This window comes from Pseudomonas sp. GD04058 (genome assembly GCF_029836855.1).
Taxonomy (GTDB): domain Bacteria; phylum Pseudomonadota; class Gammaproteobacteria; order Pseudomonadales; family Pseudomonadaceae; genus Aquipseudomonas; species Aquipseudomonas bharatica.
Genome location: NZ_JAOECN010000035.1, coordinates 1 through 17430, shown reverse-complemented (window position 1 = coordinate 17430; position 17430 = coordinate 1). Strand labels below are relative to the sequence as shown.

At 61.9% G+C, this 17430-nt stretch carries 16 protein-coding genes and 5 tRNA genes; 17 read left to right on the top strand and 4 right to left on the bottom strand.

What is annotated here, in order from left to right:
• Window positions 1-4: 4 nt before the first annotated feature.
• The 5 genes from N7650_RS22570 to N7650_RS22550 all read left to right on the top strand — a co-directional run bounded on the left by N7650_RS22570 (window position 5) and on the right by N7650_RS22550 (window position 4121).
• Window positions 5-793 carry a TatD family hydrolase gene (locus N7650_RS22570; RefSeq protein ID WP_009406818.1) on the top strand — a complete coding sequence of 263 codons (789 nt, stop codon included), beginning with the start codon at window positions 5-7 and terminating at the stop codon, window positions 791-793.
• 333 nt (window positions 794-1126) lie between these two features.
• Window positions 1127-1765 (top strand): TetR/AcrR family transcriptional regulator, encoded by a 639-nt coding sequence (locus tag N7650_RS22565; RefSeq protein ID WP_009406816.1) that lies wholly within the window; start codon window positions 1127-1129, stop codon window positions 1763-1765.
• 128 nt (window positions 1766-1893) lie between these two features.
• Window positions 1894-2862 carry a radical SAM protein gene (locus N7650_RS22560; protein WP_009406814.1) on the top strand — a complete coding sequence of 323 codons (969 nt, stop codon included), beginning with the start codon at window positions 1894-1896 and terminating at the stop codon, window positions 2860-2862.
• A gap of 84 nt (window positions 2863-2946) precedes the next feature.
• The gene (locus N7650_RS22555) at window positions 2947-3549 is read left to right on the top strand and encodes a DUF4823 domain-containing protein (protein WP_064304868.1); all 603 of its coding nucleotides are present in this window, start codon (window positions 2947-2949) and stop codon (window positions 3547-3549) included.
• An 11-nt stretch (window positions 3550-3560) separates the two neighbouring features.
• A complete protein-coding gene (locus tag N7650_RS22550) occupies window positions 3561-4121 on the top strand; it encodes a DUF1285 domain-containing protein (RefSeq protein ID WP_279900085.1) in 561 nt (186 codons plus the stop codon).
• A gap of 136 nt (window positions 4122-4257) precedes the next feature.
• On the opposite strand, the gene N7650_RS22545 is transcribed toward N7650_RS22550, so the two are convergent.
• Window positions 4258-4333: transfer RNA gene (locus N7650_RS22545), tRNA-Asn, on the bottom strand.
• Window positions 4334-4394: 61 nt separating this feature from the next.
• Window positions 4395-5591 carry an aspartate/tyrosine/aromatic aminotransferase gene (locus N7650_RS22540; protein WP_279900084.1) on the bottom strand — a complete coding sequence of 399 codons (1197 nt, stop codon included), beginning with the start codon at window positions 5589-5591 and terminating at the stop codon, window positions 4395-4397.
• Window positions 5592-5876: 285 nt separating this feature from the next.
• Between N7650_RS22540 and uvrB the strand changes: the two genes are divergently transcribed.
• Window positions 5877-7892, top strand: coding sequence for an excinuclease ABC subunit UvrB (uvrB, locus tag N7650_RS22535; RefSeq protein ID WP_009406804.1), 2016 nt, complete (start codon window positions 5877-5879; stop codon window positions 7890-7892).
• A gap of 93 nt (window positions 7893-7985) precedes the next feature.
• Here the strand turns inward: uvrB and N7650_RS22530 are convergent, their stop codons facing one another.
• A complete protein-coding gene (locus N7650_RS22530) occupies window positions 7986-9476 on the bottom strand; it encodes an MDR family MFS transporter (RefSeq protein ID WP_170394683.1) in 1491 nt (496 codons plus the stop codon).
• A 49-nt stretch (window positions 9477-9525) separates the two neighbouring features.
• A complete protein-coding gene (locus N7650_RS22525; RefSeq protein WP_009406801.1) occupies window positions 9526-10566 on the bottom strand; it encodes an HlyD family secretion protein in 1041 nt (346 codons plus the stop codon).
• A 143-nt stretch (window positions 10567-10709) separates the two neighbouring features.
• Here N7650_RS22525 and gltX point away from each other — a divergent pair, with 143 nt between their 5' ends.
• From gltX to N7650_RS22470, 11 genes are all read left to right on the top strand, one after another.
• Entirely contained in the window at window positions 10710-12191 is a 1482-nt protein-coding gene (gene gltX, locus N7650_RS22520; RefSeq protein ID WP_009406800.1) for a glutamate--tRNA ligase, read from the top strand.
• A gap of 298 nt (window positions 12192-12489) precedes the next feature.
• A tRNA-Ala gene (locus tag N7650_RS22515) sits at window positions 12490-12565 on the top strand.
• Window positions 12566-12637: 72 nt separating this feature from the next.
• Window positions 12638-12713: transfer RNA gene (locus N7650_RS22510), tRNA-Glu, on the top strand.
• Window positions 12714-12766: 53 nt separating this feature from the next.
• Window positions 12767-12842 (top strand) — tRNA-Ala (locus N7650_RS22505).
• 44 nt (window positions 12843-12886) lie between these two features.
• Window positions 12887-12962: transfer RNA gene (locus tag N7650_RS22500), tRNA-Glu, on the top strand.
• Between the two features lie 168 nt (window positions 12963-13130).
• The gene (locus tag N7650_RS22495; protein ID WP_279900081.1) at window positions 13131-13670 is read left to right on the top strand and encodes a TetR/AcrR family transcriptional regulator; all 540 of its coding nucleotides are present in this window, start codon (window positions 13131-13133) and stop codon (window positions 13668-13670) included.
• Window positions 13671-13692: 22 nt separating this feature from the next.
• On the top strand, window positions 13693-14526 hold the full coding sequence (locus tag N7650_RS22490; protein WP_279900080.1) for an alpha/beta fold hydrolase: 834 nt from the start codon (window positions 13693-13695) through the stop codon (window positions 14524-14526).
• Window positions 14527-14570: 44 nt separating this feature from the next.
• On the top strand, window positions 14571-15011 hold the full coding sequence (locus N7650_RS22485) for a thioesterase family protein (protein ID WP_009403083.1): 441 nt from the start codon (window positions 14571-14573) through the stop codon (window positions 15009-15011).
• Window positions 15008-15439 (top strand): GNAT family N-acetyltransferase, encoded by a 432-nt coding sequence (locus N7650_RS22480; RefSeq protein WP_279900078.1) that lies wholly within the window; start codon window positions 15008-15010, stop codon window positions 15437-15439. The genes N7650_RS22485 and N7650_RS22480 overlap by 4 nt, the downstream gene beginning before the upstream one ends.
• A 402-nt stretch (window positions 15440-15841) precedes the next feature.
• Entirely contained in the window at window positions 15842-16804 is a 963-nt protein-coding gene (locus tag N7650_RS22475; RefSeq protein ID WP_279900077.1) for a tRNA-dihydrouridine synthase, read from the top strand.
• 115 nt (window positions 16805-16919) lie between these two features.
• The gene (locus tag N7650_RS22470) at window positions 16920-17363 is read left to right on the top strand and encodes an Hsp20 family protein (protein WP_009403086.1); all 444 of its coding nucleotides are present in this window, start codon (window positions 16920-16922) and stop codon (window positions 17361-17363) included.
• Window positions 17364-17430: the final 67 nt, after the last annotated feature.

Here is a 17430-nt window from a genome sequence, read left to right as displayed (position 1 = left end):
CGCCATGCTCGTAGACTCCCATTGCCACCTCGACCGTCTTGATCTCGCTGCCCATGATGGCTCCCTGGATGCTGCGCTGGACGCGGCGCGTGCCCGTGGGGTCGGGCATTTCCTGTGCATCGGGGTCAGCGCCGACAATGCCGCCCAGGTCAAGGCCCTGGCCGAGCGTTACGCCGATGTGGACTGTTCGGTGGGCGTCCATCCGTTGGACCTGGCACCGGGGGCCGAGCCGGCGCTGGACTGGCTGCTGCAGGAGCTGAACCATCCGAACGTGGTGGCCATCGGTGAGACCGGCCTTGACTATCACTACGAGCCGGACGCGGCGCAGTTGCAGCAAGCTTCGTTCCGCCTGCACCTGGAGGCTGCCGGCGTCACCGGCAAGCCGGTGGTTATCCACACCCGTGCCGCGCGGGCCGACACCCTGGCCCTGTTGCGCGAGGCCGACTTGCCCCAGGCCGGTGTGCTGCATTGTTTCACCGAGGATTGGGACATGGCCCGGGCGGCGCTGGATCTTGGTTATTACATTTCCCTGTCCGGCATCGTCACCTTCCGCAATGCCGACGCGCTGCGGGATGTCGCGCGCCAGGTGCCGGCCGACCGCCTGCTGGTGGAAACCGACTCGCCCTACCTTGCGCCCATTCCCCATCGTGGCAAGCCGAACCTGCCGGAATACGTACGTGATGTTGCCGAGTTCATTGCCCTGGTGCGGGGCGAGCGCTACGAGCAACTGGCGGAGCAGACCACCGCCAACTTCCGCCGGCTGTTCCCGCTGGCCCGCGTGTCCGCGGCCTGAGCCCGGCGAACGGGCAAAAAAAACCCGGGTTCTGGGGGGGGAATCCGGGTCAAGACCATTAGGAGTAAAACAAAGGCGAACACTCCCTGATCACCTTTATCGGCGAGACACTTGGGGGATATGCCCCGCCAACAATTCAAGTATTAATCAGGATTGATGGGCTTCCAGCCCAGGCTGCTCGTTTTTTAAACAGATTTGGAATACGCCCGCCGCTGCTGAGAGCGCATCGCTCCTGGCAAAGGTTCTCGAAGCCATGAACATGCTTGGATGATCCGTGCATTTTCCCGCAAGTTAGGCATAATACTTGGCTTCGATTTTGATCCAGTCCTTCTTATGCAGAAAGAACCTCGCAAGGTCCGTGAATTTCGTCGCCGTGAGCAAGAGATTCTCGATACCGCACTCAAGCTGTTTCTCGAACAGGGTGAAGATAGCGTCACCGTCGAGATGATCGCTGATGCTGTGGGTATCGGCAAAGGCACGATCTACAAGCACTTCAAGTCCAAGGCGGAGATCTACCTGCGCCTGATGCTCGACTACGAGCGGGATTTGAACCAACTGCTGCACTCCGCCGATGTCGACCGCGACAAGGAAGCCCTGTCGCGCGCCTACTTCGAGTTCCGCATGCGCGATCCTCAGCGCTACCGCCTGTTCGACCGCCTTGAGGAAAAGGTGGTCAAGGGGCACCAGGTACCGGAAATGGTCGAGGAACTGCACAAGATCCGCGCCTCGAACTTCGACCGCCTGACCCTGCTGATCAAGGGCCGCATCAGTGAGGGCAAGCTCGAGGATGTACCGCCGTATTTCCACTACTGCGCCGCCTGGGCGTTGGTACACGGCGCCGTGGCGCTGTACCACTCGCCATTCTGGAGCAACGTGCTGGAGGACCAGGAGGGCTTCTTCCAGTTCCTGATGGATATCGGCGTGCGCATGGGCAACAAGCGCAAGCGCGACCCGGAACCAGCGGCGAACTGATACCTGCCTGCGACACCGTCGCTGTCGGTGATGACGGGGCAGGAATATACTTTGGAGGCGAGGCTTGCAAAAACCTGATTTTTGAGTCAGGTTTTGCAGGCCCGAATCATTCCATCCCGGAGTTCTCCATGATCGTCGACCGTCAAGGCAGGCGTTTTCGCAATTTGCGTGTCAGCCTTACCGCCGCTTGCAACTACGCGTGCACCTACTGCGTGCCCGACGGCAAGCGTCTGGTCGCCGCCCAGGACGAGCTTTCCGCCGAAGCCCTGGCTCGCGGCGTGGCCTGGCTGATCGAAGCAGCCGGCATCGAACGCCTGCGGGTAACCGGCGGCGAACCGCTGGTCAGTCCCAAGCTGGAAACCTTCCTCAGGACCGTGGCCGGCTTCGGCCTGGACGACATCAGCCTGACCACCAACGGCCAGTTATTGGCGCGCAAGCTGCCGCTGCTGAGCGAGGTGGGGATCCGACGGCTCAACGTGTCGCTCGATACGCTCGACGCCAAGGCATTTCGCAGCATCTCCCGCGGAGGCGACCTGCCCAGCGTGCTCGATGGCATGGCGCAAGCGGCGGCTGCGGGGATGAAAATCAAGGTCAACATGGTGCCGCTGCGCGGGCAGAACCTCGACCAGGTGCTGCCGCTCCTGGAGTATTGCCTGGAGCACGGCTATGAACTGCGTTTCATCGAGTTGATGCGCATGGGCCACCTGGCACGTGACAACAACGCCTTCCTGCAGCAGTTCGTCGGCCTGGAGACCCTGCTGCAAGTGATTGGCGAGCGCTATGAGTACGCCCAGGCCGAAGCGCCGATCGATGCCACTGCCTTGCGCTATCGGATTCCGGGGCAGGGCTGTTTCGGTGTGATCGCCAACGAGAGCGTGCCGTTCTGCCGTACCTGTTCGCGCCTTCGCCTTTCTTCCACCGGCTGGTTGCACGGTTGCCTGTCGTCAAGCAACCGCCACTACATCGGCGACCTGCTCGACCGGCCTCGCCACCAGGCTTTGCCGGCGTTGCAGGGCCTGCTGGTCAAGGCGCTTGGCGACAAACAGAGCGTGGCCTTTTCTGGTGGCGCCACTGTGATGAAGATCATCGGCGGTTGAACCCCTCCAGGGACGGCAAGCTGGAACAGAACCTGCATCCACGGGCTGTCCGCCGGTTTTCCGTCGCCGGCCTCTGGAGGAAAGATGCGTAGCCTGGTTCTGCTGCTGGCGTTCGTCGCGCTGGGTGGCTGCATGAATGTCAGCGATATGGGTGAAGCCACCCGCTATCACATGAGCGATGCCGGTCTGCTGGACCACAGCAATACCCAGCGTTCGATGTCGCTGCGCCTGCAACCCGACTCGTTCATTTTCATCGCCCAGGGCGTTTTCGTGCCGCCGGGTCGGGCCTATCCGCGTCCCAACGTGGTGGCGGAAGAGGCGTTCAAGGGCTTCGTCGAATATTTCCCGTTGGTGCGCCGCGCACAAGGGCCGATCGGCCTGGAAGATGCGCTGGGCGAAGCGCGCTCCGTCGGCGCCCATTACTTGCTCTATACCCGTTTCGCCAAGGCGGACAACCGTATCGGCAACGGTGATGAATGGTATGACGAGCAAGCCGTGGATCGCCTGGGTATCGATACCGGCACCATCCAGTTGATGCTGATCGAAACCAGCACCCGCTACCTCATCGACACGGCGCGCATCCACACCCGCGGCGGATTGCTGACATTCCATGACAACAAGCCGGAAGATTTGCTTGCCCAGCCTCTGGAGGACTACGCTCGTGCTCTTCTGGGACTGAGTAACTGAGGGGCTTGAGCATGGCGGATACGGGCAAGGCGGGCGACCTGCTGGCGCAGATTCCAAAGGCGGAAAAAGGCTTGCCGCCCGTGCACCTGTGGAACCCGGACTTCTGCGGCGATATCGACATGCGTATCGCCCGTGATGGCACCTGGTTCTATCAAGGCACGCCGATCGGCCGCAAACCCATGGTGCGGCTGTTCTCCACCATCATCCGTCGTGACGGTGACGATTACTTCCTGGTCACGCCGGTGGAGAAGGTCGGGATCAAGGTCGATGATGCGCCGTTCGTGGCGGTCAGCGTGGACGTGCAGGGCAGTGGTGAAGCGCAGGTGCTGCGCTTTACCAGCAATGTGGAGGACCAGGTCGAGGCCGGTCCGGATCATCCGCTGCGTTTCGTCATTGATCCGCTGACACAGGAACCTTCGCCCTACGTGCATATACGGGCCAACCTTGAAGCCTTGATTCACCGCAATGTGTTCTATGAACTGGTGGAGCTGGCGGAGTCCCGCGAGATCGACGGTGAGGTCTGGCTCGGGGTATGGAGCGGCGGCGAGTTCTATCCGATCGGGCGGCTTTGAGCTGCAAGCCGTAAGCTTCAAGCTGCAAGAAAAAGCGACTGCGCCGCTTACTCTTTTTCTTACAGCTTGAAGCTTGCAGCTTGTGGCTGAAATAAAAAAACCTCCAGTGCTTGCGCATCTGGAGGTTTTCAGTATTTGGCTCCGCGACCTGGACTCGAACCAGGGACCCAATGATTAACAGTCATTTGCTCTACCGACTGAGCTATCGCGGAATCTGGGGCGTATCTTACTGATTCCCAAGGGGAAGTCAAGCTTCCCCCGGGAATTTATCGCTTACAGCACCTCGACGATGGCTTTGGTCACCACGTGGATGTTGCTCTGGTTCAGGGTGGCCACGCAGATGCGGCCGGTGTCCAGGGCGTAGATGCCGTAGTCGTTCTTCAGGCGGGCCACTTGTTCGACGCTCAGGCCCGAGTAGGAGAACATGCCGCGCTGGCGACCGACGAAGCTGAAGTCGCGCTTGGCGCCGTATTCGGCCAGCAGCTCGACCATCTGCTTGCGCATGCCGTGGATGCGGCCGCGCATTTCGCCCAGCTCGGTTTCCCACATCTGACGCAGCTCGGCGCTGTTCAGTACGGCAGCGACGATGCTGGCGCCGTGGGTTGGCGGGTTGGAGTAGGTGGTGCGGATCACGCGCTTGACCTGCGACAGCACGCGCGCAATTTCTTCCTTGGCGCTGGTGACGATCGACAGGGCGCCGACGCGCTCGCCGTACAGCGAGAACGACTTGGAGAACGAGCTGGAGACGAAGAATTCCAGGCCCGATTCGGCGAACAGGCGGACCGCGAAGGCGTCTTCGGCGATGCCATCGCCAAAGCCCTGGTAGGCCATGTCCAGGAATGGCACGTGACCCTTGGCCTTGACCACTTCCAGGACGTTTTTCCAGTCCTGCAGGCTCAGGTCGACGCCGGTCGGGTTATGGCAGCAGGCGTGCAGGACGATGATCGAACCCGCTGGCAGGTTGTTCAGGTCCTCCAGCATGCCGGCGCGGTTGACGTCGTTGCTCGGAGCGTCGTAGTAGCGGTAGTTCTGCACCGGGAAACCGGCGGTTTCGAACAGGGCGCGGTGGTTTTCCCAGCTCGGGTCGCTGATGGCGACGACGGCGTTCGGCGACAGTTGCTTGAGGAAGTCGGCCCCGATCTTCAGGGCGCCGGTACCACCGACGGCCTGGACGGTGACTACGCGGCCTTCGGCCAGCAGCGGCGACTCGGCACCGAACAGCAGTTTCTGCACGGCCTGGTCGTAGGCGGCGATACCGTCGATCGGCAGGTAGCCGCGGGAAGCGTGCTGGGCGGCACGTTGGGTTTCGGCTTCGATGACCGCACGCAGCAGTGGGATGCGTCCTTCTTCGTTGCAGTAAACGCCTACGCCGAGGTTGACTTTCTCGGTGCGGGTGTCGGCGTTGAATGCTTCGTTGAGGCCCAGAATGGGATCGCGTGGTGCCAGCTCGACAGCGGAAAACAGGCTCATTATTACCTTGGCTCTGAATGGAGGGTGAGTAGGGTCTGCACGCTCCAGCCGAATGCACTAGAGCGGTGCACAAACGGGGAGTCAGTATAGTGATACCGCTCGGTCACTGCGACAGTCGGGCGCAGCTTTTCCTGCTGTTTGGGGGAATATTTTTCGACCGTTAGTCGAATCCCCCGGTCAACCGTGGACGGCCAGGGTTGAAACTGGCACATAGCGGCATTAATTGGGTATAACTACTGGCTAAAAATACAGTTGCCTGTATCCGCATTCGCGCAGAGGTCCGTCATGTCCGAGTTTCAACTGGTCACCCGTTTCCAGCCGGCCGGCGATCAGCCGGAAGCCATCCGCCTGATGGTAGAGGGCATCGAGGCGGGGTTGGCGCACCAGACCCTGCTCGGTGTGACCGGCTCGGGCAAGACCTTCAGCATCGCCAATGTCATCGCCCAGGTGCAGCGGCCGACCCTGGTCCTGGCACCGAACAAGACCCTGGCCGCGCAGTTGTACGGCGAGTTCAAGGCGTTCTTTCCCAACAACGCCGTCGAGTACTTCGTTTCCTATTACGACTACTACCAGCCGGAAGCCTACGTGCCGTCGTCGGATACCTTCATCGAGAAGGATGCCTCGATCAACGACCATATCGAACAGATGCGCCTGTCGGCGACCAAGGCGCTGCTTGAACGGCGCGATGCCATCATCGTCACCACGGTTTCCTGCATCTACGGCCTCGGCAGCCCCGAAACCTACCTGAAAATGGTCCTGCATATCGACCGCGGCGACAAACTCGACCAGCGCGCCTTGCTGCGCCGCCTTGCCGACCTGCAGTACACCCGCAATGAAATGGACTTCGCCCGTGCCACCTTCCGCGTGCGTGGCGACGTGATCGACGTATTTCCCGCCGAATCGGACCTGGAAGCCATCCGCATCGAGCTGTTCGACGACGAAGTGGAGAGCCTCTCGGCCTTCGACCCGTTGACCGGCGAGGTGATCCGCAAGCTGCCGCGCTTCACCTTCTACCCCAAGAGTCATTACGTCACGCCGCGGGAGACGCTGCTGGACGCGGTGGACGGCATCAAGGAGGAGCTCAAGGACCGTCTGGAGTACCTGCACAAGGCCAACAAGCTGGTGGAAGCCCAGCGTCTTGAGCAGCGCACCCGTTTCGACCTGGAGATGATCCTCGAGCTCGGTTACTGCAATGGTATCGAAAACTACTCGCGCTACCTGTCCGGCCGGCCGGCCGGGGCACCGCCGCCCACCTTGTACGACTACCTGCCGCCGGATGCGCTGCTGGTGATCGACGAATCCCACGTCAGCGTTCCGCAGGTCGGGGCGATGTACAAGGGTGACCGTTCGCGCAAGGAAACCCTGGTGGAATACGGCTTCCGCCTGCCGTCGGCGCTGGACAACCGGCCGATGCGCTTCGACGAGTGGGAAAGCGTCAGCCCGCAGACCATTTTCGTTTCCGCGACCCCGGGGCCTTATGAGGCCGAGCATGCCGGTCGTGTGGTCGAGCAGGTGGTGCGACCGACCGGCCTGGTCGACCCGCAGGTGGAGATCCGCCCGGCGCTGACCCAGGTCGACGACCTGCTTTCGGAAATCCGCAAGCGCGTGGCGGTGGAGGAGCGCGTGCTGGTTACCACCCTGACCAAGCGCATGGCCGAGGACCTGACCGACTACCTCGCCGATCACGACGTGCGGGTGCGCTACCTGCACTCGGATATCGACACGGTGGAGCGGGTCGAGATCATCCGCGACCTGCGCCTGGGCACGTTCGACGTACTGGTGGGGATCAACCTGCTGCGCGAGGGCCTGGACATGCCCGAGGTGTCGCTAGTGGCGATCCTCGATGCGGACAAGGAGGGCTTCCTGCGTTCGGAGCGTTCGCTGATCCAGACCATCGGCCGCGCCGCGCGCAACCTCAATGGCCGGGCGATTCTCTACGCCGACCAGATCACCGGGTCGATGCAGCGGGCAATCGACGAAACCGAGCGGCGCCGGGAAAAACAGATCGCCTTCAACCAGGCGCACGGCATCGTGCCCAAGGGCGTGGTCAAGGACATCACCGACATCCTCGAAGGCGCCAACGTGCCGGGCTCGCGCAGCAAGAAGCGCAAAGGGATGGCCAAGGCGGCGGAGGAGAGCGCCAAGTACGAAGCCGAGCTGCGTTCGCCGGCGGAGATCACCAAGCGCATCAAGCAGCTGGAAGAAAAGATGTTCCAGCTGGCGCGGGACCTGGAGTTCGAAGCGGCGGCGCAGATGCGCGACGACATTGCCAAGTTGCGGGAGAAGCTGATTACTGCCTGAAGTTCTTTGCTGCTGTTGAGGGCCTCATCGCTGGCAAGCCAGCTCCCACAGGGTTGTGTGGGAGCTGGCTTGCCAGCGATTAGGCCCTGAAGTTCAATGAGCCTCTCCAGCCTTGAGCCCTTGCGGCAACGTCCGGGTCATCAACACCGCAACCATGCTGATCGCCAACCCGATCCCGACAAAATGGAAGGCATCGTTGTACGCCATGATCAGCGCCTGCTGATGAGTGATTTCGCTCAACCGCCCCAGTGCTGCCCCATCGCTCCCCAGTTTCTCCGCCAGTTGCCCCAACCGTTCCGCCACTTGGGGATTGGTTGGCACTATCGATTCGCGCAGGTAATCGAAGTACACCTTGGTCCGTGCATCCAGCAGCGTTGCCAGCAAGGCGATGCCGATCGCGCCGCCCAGGTTGCGCAGGATGTTGAACAGGCTAGATGCCGACCCGGCATCCTGCGGCTGGATGTAGGCGGTGGCGATCAACGAGATGGTTACCATGATCATCGGCTGACCAAGGGCGCGGATGATCTGGATGTGGTTGAACTGGGCCCCGGCGAAATCCGGGTTGAGCACGCCGGAGCTGAAGCTGGCCAGCCCGAACAGACCGAAACCCAATGCGCACAGGACCCTGGGCGGGATCACCTTCATCAGCCTGGGCACCAGCGGAATCAGGAACAGCTGCGGAATGCCCATCCACATGATCACCTCGCCGATCTGCAAGGCGTTGTAGTTCTGGACCTGTGCCAGGTACAGCGGCAGCAGGTAGATCGAACCATACAGCCCCACGCCCATGCCCAGGCTGGCGATGCTCGACAAGCCGAAGTTGCGGTTGCCGAGGATGCGCAGGTTGATCAGCGGGTTGGGTCTTGAAAACTGGATGATGACAAAGGTGATCAGGCTGATCAGGGCGATGCTGCCCAGCCCCACGATGAGGCTCGATTCCAGCCAGTCCTTGCGATGACCTTCCTCCAGGAAAACCTGCAGGCAGCCGAGGCCGACACCCAGGGTGACGATGCCGGCGTAATCGGTACTCTTGAGCAGTTCCCAGTGGGCTTCCTTTTTCTCCAGGCCGTACATCAGCCCGGCGATCATCAACAATCCCGGTGGGATGTTGATGTAGAAGATGTACTCCCAGCCCCAGTTTTCCGTCAGCCATCCACCCAGGGCCGGGCCGATGGACGGGGCGAAGGTGGCCGTCATGGCGAACATCGCCATGCCCTTGGCGCGGTGGTGTTCCGGCAGCTTGATCAGGGTCAGGGTGAACGCCAGGGGGATCAGCGCGCCACCGGTGAAGCCCTGCAGGGCGCGGAACAGGATCATGCTTTCCAGGTTCCAGGCCATCGAGCAGAGCAGCGAAGACACCAGGAAACCCAGGGACACCCATACCGCCAGGCGCCGCGCCGAGAGCAACTGCACCAGCCAGGCGGTGAGCGGGATCATGATGATCTCGGCTACCAGGTAGGAGGTGGAAATCCACGAACCTTCCTCCAGGGTCGCCGACAGCGCACCCTGGATGTCCTTCAGCGAGGCGTTGGTGATCTGGATGTCGAGCACGGCCATGAAGGCGCCGAGCATCGCGCTCATCACCGCGATCCAGTCGCGCCGGCTGGGTTCGCCGACGGGGCGGATCAGTTGGTCACCGGCCATCGTCGTGCAGGTCGACGGTGGCGGTGACCGACATGCCCGGGCGGATCCGGCCATGCAGTGGATTATCGGCGGCGAAGGTGAGTTTCACCGGAATACGCTGTACGACCTTGGTGAAGTTGCCTGTGGCGTTGTCGGGTGGCAACAGGCTGAACTGGGCGCCCGAAGCGGCGAACAGGCTATCGACGCGGCCTTCGATCGGGGTATCGGGGTAACTGTCGAACACCAGTTCGGCACGCTGGCCGGGTTGCATCCTGCCGATCTGGGTTTCCTTGAAGTTGGCCTGCACCCAGATGTCCTCGTCGGGAACGATGGATAGCAGGTACGCGCCGTTCTGCACGTACTGGCCGTCGCGGGCGGCGCGCTGGCCGATCATGCCACTGATCGGCGCATGGATTTCGCTGCGGGCCAGGTTCAGTTCGGCCTGGGCCAGGTCGGTGCGGGCCGTGGCGATCTGCGCATCGAGACGCTTGAGTTCGGCTTCCAGGGCGCTGACCTGCTGGCGTTGGCCCTGCAGGTCGGCCTGGGCCTTGCTGACCTGGGAGCGGGCTACATTGCTTTCCGCAGACAGGGTGGTGACCCGCTCCTCGGAAACGAAGCCCGGCTTGCGCAGCGCCTGGGCGCGGTTCAGGTCCAGTTGTGTGCGGCCGAGGGTAGCCTGGCTGGCGGAAACCTGGGCCTGGCCAGCGGCGATCAGGCTGGATTGCTGGGTCAACCGGCTCTCGGCCTGCAGGCGCTCGGCCTGGCGGGTGTCGAGGGTGGCGCGGGCGCGTTCGACGGCGAAGCGGAAGTCATCGGCTTCCAGGCGGATCAGCAGGTCGCCTTTTTTCACGTGCTGGTTGTCCTGCACCAGCACGCTGTCGATCCGCGCGCTCAACTGACTGGAAACACGGGTGATTTCGCCCTGGACATAGGCATTGTCGGTGCTTTCGTAAAAGCGCCCCTTCAGATACCAATGGGCGAAGAAGGCGAGGGCGACCAACAGGACCAGAAAAAGAAAAACCAGCAGGCGACGCTTGAGTTGGGCAGGCATGAGGACGATCGTTCCAAGAATGTAAGCAAATTTAACAAAGATCGGATCCAGCGGTGCAAGTGACGATCACGCCCATTACTGGAGCCCGGCGCCTGCTCCCTGTTAACATTCCGGCTTTGTTTCACCTCCTGTTCGAGACTCTCATGACCACCGTTCGCACGCGCATCGCGCCTTCGCCTACCGGCGATCCCCATGTCGGCACCGCCTACATCGCCCTGTTCAACTACTGCTTTGCCAAGCAGCACGGCGGCGAGTTCATCCTGCGTATCGAAGATACCGACCAGTTGCGTTCGACCCGCGAATCCGAACAACAGATCTTCGATGCCCTGCGCTGGCTCGGTATCGAATGGGCCGAGGGCCCGGATGTCGGCGGCCCGCATGGCCCGTACCGGCAGAGCGAGCGGGGTGAAATCTATAAGCAGTACGCCCAGCAGCTGGTCGATATGGGGCACGCCTTCCCGTGCTTCTGCACGGCCGAAGAGCTGGACCAGATGCGCGCCGAGCAGATGGCCCGCGGTGAAACACCGCGCTATGACGGTCGCGCCCTGCTGCTCTCGCCCGAGGAGGTGCAGCGCCGCCTGGCTGCGGGTGAGCCGCACGTGATCCGCATGAAGGTGCCGAGCGAAGGCGTCTGCGTGGTCCCGGACATGCTGCGTGGCGATGTCGAGATCCCGTGGGACCGCATGGACATGCAGGTGCTGATGAAGACCGACGGCCTGCCAACCTATTTCCTGGCCAACGTGGTCGACGACCACCTGATGGGCATCACCCACGTGCTGCGCGGTGAGGAGTGGCTGCCGTCGGCGCCGAAGCTGATCAAGCTGTACGAGTATTTCGGCTGGGAACAACCCAAGCTGTGCTACATGCCGCTGCTGCGCAATCCCGACAAGAGCAAGCTGTCCAAGCGCAAGAACCCGACCTCGGTGACCTTCTACGAGCGCATGGGCTTCATGCCGGAAGCCATGCTCAACTACCTGGGCCGCATGGGCTGGTCGATGCCGGACGAGCGCGAGAAGTTCTCCCTGGCCGAAATGGTCGAGCACTTCGACCTGTCCCGTGTTTCGCTGGGCGGTCCGATCTTCGATATCGAGAAGCTGTCCTGGCTCAACGGCCAGTGGCTGCGTGACCTGCCGGTGGAAGAGTTCGCCGCACGGGTGCAGAAGTGGGCGTTCAACCGCGACTACATGATGAAAATCGCGCCGCATGTGCAGGGCCGGGTCGAGACCTTCAGCCAGATTGCGCCGCTGGGCGGCTTCTTCTTCGAAGGTGCGCTGAAGCTGGATGCGAAGCTGTTCGAGCACAAGAAACTGTCCCCGGACCAGGTACGCCAGGTGATCCAGCTGATCCTGTGGAAACTGGAAAGCCTGCGGCAGTGGGAAAAGGACCGCATCACCGCCTGCATCCAGGCAGTGGTCGAGGCGCTGGAGCTGAAGCTGCGCGATGCCATGCCGCTGATGTTCGCTGCCATCAGCGGCCAGGCCAGTTCGGTCTCGGTACTCGACGCCATGGAGATCCTCGGCCCGGACCTGACCCGCTATCGCTTGCGTCAGGCTCTCGACCTGCTGGGCGGCGTTTCGAAGAAAGAAAACAAGGAATGGGAGAAGCTGTTGGGCACCATCGCCTGATCGCATTCGCTCGTTCTTTCGTGGGGCGAGCCCTCTGCCGTGGGCTTTTTGCCTGGGCAGGGGGCTCGCCCCACGGTCGTTTCGATCACTGCCGAAGGCGGCGACACCCAGCAAACACGGGGCTTTTCTCGCCCAAGGCAGGTAAGTGGTTGTTATCTGGGAAAAATTTTTTGAATTTTGTTGAAAATAAGTTTGACAGCTCTGTCATCCGCTCTTAATATGCGCCCCGTCCACAGCGATGAACGAAAACGAAACGCGAAGCACCCAGCCAAGCGAATCAAGTTCAAAGCGACATTGTGGGGCTATAGCTCAGCTGGGAGAGCGCCTGCATGGCATGCAGGAGGTCAGCGGTTCGATCCCGCTTAGCTCCACCAAATTCCGCTTGGCAGCCGAGGCTGGCAAGCAAGACCGGGTCCAGCAACCGGGTCTTGAAGGTAAGAAGGTTCGTCCCCTTCGTCTAGTGGCCTAGGACACCGCCCTTTCACGGCGGTAACAGGGGTTCGAGTCCCCTAGGGGACGCCAGTTTTGCACAAGCGATATCGAAAGAGGTCGCTGGGCCGAGAGGCTAGAAATCCGGGGCTATAGCTCAGCTGGGAGAGCGCCTGCATGGCATGCAGGAGGTCAGCGGTTCGATCCCGCTTAGCTCCACCAATTCCGCCAGGATTCGTGAAAACGGATCTGCACGAAGGTTACAAGTCCCCTTCGTCTAGTGGCCTAGGACACCGCCCTTTCACGGCGGTAACAGGGGTTCGAGTCCCCTAGGGGACGCCAATTTATCCGCTCTGCGGAATTTCAAGGCTCATTCGATTATTGAATGAGCCTTTTGTTTTTTCCCTCGAAAAAGTTTTTTGTCGGGACGCGACAAGCGGCCACAAAAAAAACTTGCCAGAAAATATTATGAGCATAATATTAAACCCATAATATTTTCTGGTGCCCATCATGAGCGACAAGAAAGCCAAGACCCGTGAACGTATCCTCGACGCTGCCCGCAGCGCATTGATCCAGCAGGGCCCTGCCGATGCCAGCGTCAACCAGGTGATGAGCGCTGCCGGCCTGACCGTCGGTGGCTTCTACGCTCACTTCGACAGCAAGGAAGCTCTGATGCTGGAGGCCTTCAGCCAATTGCTCGGTGAACGCCGTGCCTTGCTGTCCCAGGTCGATCCGGCGCTGGATGGCCAGGCTCGCCGTGCCCTGGTCGCTGCGTTCTACCTGTCGCGCAAGCACCGTGACTCCAAGGTCGATGCCTGCCCGTTGCCCACCTCCCTGAGCGAGATGACCCGGTTGCCTGAGGATTTCCGCCTGGTGCTGGCCGAACATATCGAGCTGATGACCGCGCAATTGGTGGACAGCCCCGAAGATGCCGACAAATTCCTTGCCGACCTCGCCCTGATGGTGGGCGGCCTGGCATTGGCCCGGGCCCTGGGCACCGATGAACTGTCCGATCGCATTTTGCGCGCCGCCAAATCGGCGGTGATCTGAACCACCCCACTGGAGCGAAGCGATGAATACCCTGAGCTGGATTCGCGGCGTCAACGGCACCCTGGGGCGACTGGTCCCCGGACATATAGCCAGCAAGATGCACCGTGCCTTCATGACCCCGTACACCAGGCCGCCCCGTGACTGGGAATTGCCGGTTCTGGCCCGGGCCGAGCGCATCACCCTGCGTTTCGGGCTTTCCGCCCTGCGCTGGGGGCAAGGGCCCACGGTCCTGCTGATGCACGGTTGGGAAGGGCGCCCGACCCAGTTCGCTCGCCTGATCGAGGCGCTGGTGGAGGCCGGTTACACGGCAGTGGCACTGGATGGGCCGGCTCACGGTCGCTCGCCCGGTGATGTTGCCCATGTCGGGCTGTTCGCGCGGGCCGTGCTGGAGGCTGCGGCGGAGTTGCCGCCCTTGAAGGCGGTGATCGGCCACTCCATGGGCGGCGCCAGTGTACTGCTTGCCCTGCAATGGGGGCTGCGTGCCGAAGCCGTGGTCAGCATCGCCGCACCTTCACGGTTGCTCGGCGTGGTGCGTGGTTTCGCCCGCCGCCTGAACCTGCCGCCGAGGGCGCGTTCGGCCTTTATCCGCAAGGTCGAGCGGGATGTTGGTGTCGCCATCGAGCGTCTGGATGTCAATGGCTATCAACTGGATCAGCCGGGGCTGATCGTACATGCCAAGGATGATGCTTTGGTACCTGCAGGCGAGGCGCAACGAATCCACGACGCCTGGTTCGACAGCCGTCTGCTGATGCTGGAGGAGGGTGGCCATCAACGGGTTCTCGCCGATCCGCAGGTGGTCGCCGGTGTCCTGGACCTGCTGCAGCGCACGGCAATGCCATTGCGCCAATCGGCCTGATCATCCGTTACACTCATGCCCGTTCATTACAAACGGGAGCGGGCATGAGCTGGGATCTGGCAACGCCATTCGTCATCGACCTGCGGGTCGGTGCCGAGGATATCGATGGATTGGGGCACGCCAATAATGCGGTGTATGTCACCTGGCTGGAGCGCTGCGCCTGGCGCCACTCCCAGCGCCTGGGGCTGGACCTGGCCGAATATCGTCGCCTGGACCGCGCCATGGCCGTGGTCCGTCACGAAATCGACTACCTCGCCAGTGCCTACGAAGACGACGAGCTGCAACTGGCAACCTGGATCATCGACTGGGACCAGCGCTTGAAGATGACCCGGCATTTCCAACTGGTCCGCCCGCGCGACGGCATTACCTTGCTGCGCGCCCGGACCACCTTCGTCTGTATCGAGTTGTCCACAGGCAAACCCAAGCGCATGCCGCAGGAATTCCTCGAAGGTTATGGGCAGGCCTTGCTGGAAAAGCAGGCGTGATACGGCAGGCGCTCGATAGCGACGAGGCGGCTGTGCGTCGGATCGTCGAGGCGGCTTACCTGCCGTATATCGAAAGCATCGGCGTGCGTCCGGGGCCGTTGGATGATGATTATGGCGATCTGATTCGGCGGGGGCAGGTCTGGCTGCTGGAAGACTGCGCGGTGCTGGTGCTGTGCCCCGAGCCGGCGGCGATGCTGCTGTCCAACGTGGCCGTGGACCCGGCGTGCCAGGGGCGGGGCCTTGGACGCCAACTGGTCGACTTCGCCGAAGCCCGTGCCCGCGAAGCCGGTTTCTCCCTGATTCGCCTGTACACCAACGCCGCCATGACCGGCAATGTGGCGCTCTACCAGCGCCTCGGCTACCGCGAAACCCATCGCGGCACTGAGCATGGCTTCAATCGGGTGTTCATGGAGAAGGTCCTGGCTTGAGCATTTCCCGGACTTTCTGAATGAAGGACCGCCTTTTCCGAGGAGGCTCCGGCAAGCGAAATCCCGGGCCGGGAGGCGGGTCAGGTTCGAAATTGAGAAGGTCGTAGTTGTGTTTTCTGATCTGCATGTCCTGTTCCTCGGCCGTTGGTGCGCGGGTGGTGGCTGTGGGCAAGGAACGTGGACATGTGATCGATCTCCGATTAGAAATGCGGACCCTGTGGGAGCTGGCTTGCCAGCGATTGCGTCGGTGAATTCACTATCGCAATCGCTGGCAAGCCAGCTCCCACAGGGTCTGCGGTACTTTCAAGATAAACTGTGCGCCCGTCATGTCAGCTCCTTCCGATATGGCCGTAAGAAACATCCCCGTTTACCATGCACGCACTTTTTTCCGAGGCTTCCCCCATGCAAATTGCCCTGGCCCCGATGGAGGGGCTGGTCGATGACATCATGCGCGACGTGCTGACCCGCGTCGGCGGTATCGACTGGTGCGTGACCGAGTTCATCCGGGTCTGCGACCGGGTGCTGCCCGAGGCTACGTTCCACAAGATGGCCTCGGAGCTGGCTCAGGGGTCGCGCACGCCTGCCGGTGTGCCGATGCGCGTGCAGTTGCTGGGCTCCGACCCGGCCTGCCTGGCCGACAACGCCGCCCTGGCCTGCGAATTGGGTGCACCGGTGATCGACCTGAATTTCGGCTGCCCGGCCAAGACCGTGAACAAGTCCCGTGGGGGCGCGGTACTGCTCAAGGAGCCCGAGCTGCTGTTCCGCATCGTCAGCGAAGTGCGCAAGGCCGTACCGGCCCATATCCCGGTGACCTCGAAAATGCGCCTTGGCTTCGAAACCCCGGATGGTGCGCTTGATTGCGGCCGGGCCCTGGCCGAAGGCGGTTCGGCCCACCTTGTGGTGCATGCGCGAACCAAGGTCGAGGGCTACAAGCCGCCCGCCCATTGGGAATGGGTGGCCAAGGTGCAGGACGTGGTCAAGGTGCCGGTCTTCGCCAACGGCGAGGTCTGGACCCTCGATGACTGGCGGCGCTGCCGCGAGGTCAGCGGGGTGAAGGACATCATGCTCGGTCGTGGCCTGGTTTCCCGTCCGGATCTGGCTCGGCAGATCGCTGCAGTGCGCGATGGTGTCGATGTCTTGCCGATGGACTGGGCCGAGCTGATGCCGCTGATCCAGGATTTCTGGCGCCGGGTCCGGGTCGAGCTGACGCCGCGTTCGGCGCCGGGCCGGCTGAAGCAGTGGGTGGCGATGCTGACCCGCAGCTACCCGCAGGCCAACGTGCTGTTTACCGAGCTTCGCCGGGAAACCGATTGCGAGCGGATCGGTCAGTTGCTGGGCGTCGAGCCGCTCGTCGCCGCTGCATAGAAAATTTTATCGGTGTTGCTTGAAATCGTTGCGGTGGTCCACATCTAGGGAGTACGCGATGCCGAAGTCGGGTCGCGTAAAAAATCCAACTCGCTGATGTTTAGGAGATGTAACCATGACTACCGCTTTCTCTCTTGCTCCACTGTTCCGCCATTCCGTTGGTTTCGACCGTTTCAATGACCTGTTCGAATCCGCGGCGCGTAACGAGTCGGGTAGCAGCTACCCACCCTACAACGTTGAAAAACATGGCGATGACCATTATCGGATCGTTGTTGCCGCCGCCGGCTTCCAGGAGGCAGACCTCGATCTGCAAGTGGAAAAAGGCGTGCTGACCGTCTCTGGCGGCAAACGCGACAACAGCGATGCAAGCGTCACCTATCTGCACCAGGGTATTGCCCAGCGTGCCTTCAAGCTGTCCTTCCGCCTCGCCGACCATATCGAGGTCAAATCGGCGGCCCTGGCCAACGGCCTGCTCAGCGTCGATCTGCTGCGCGTGGTACCGGAAGAAGCGAAGGCCAAGCGCATCCCGATCAACGGGGAGCAGCCTGCGCTGAATTGAGTGCGGGGTAGGTGAAAGAGAAGGGCGCCTCATGCAGGCGCCCTTTTTTGTTGTTCTTCCGGGCCTA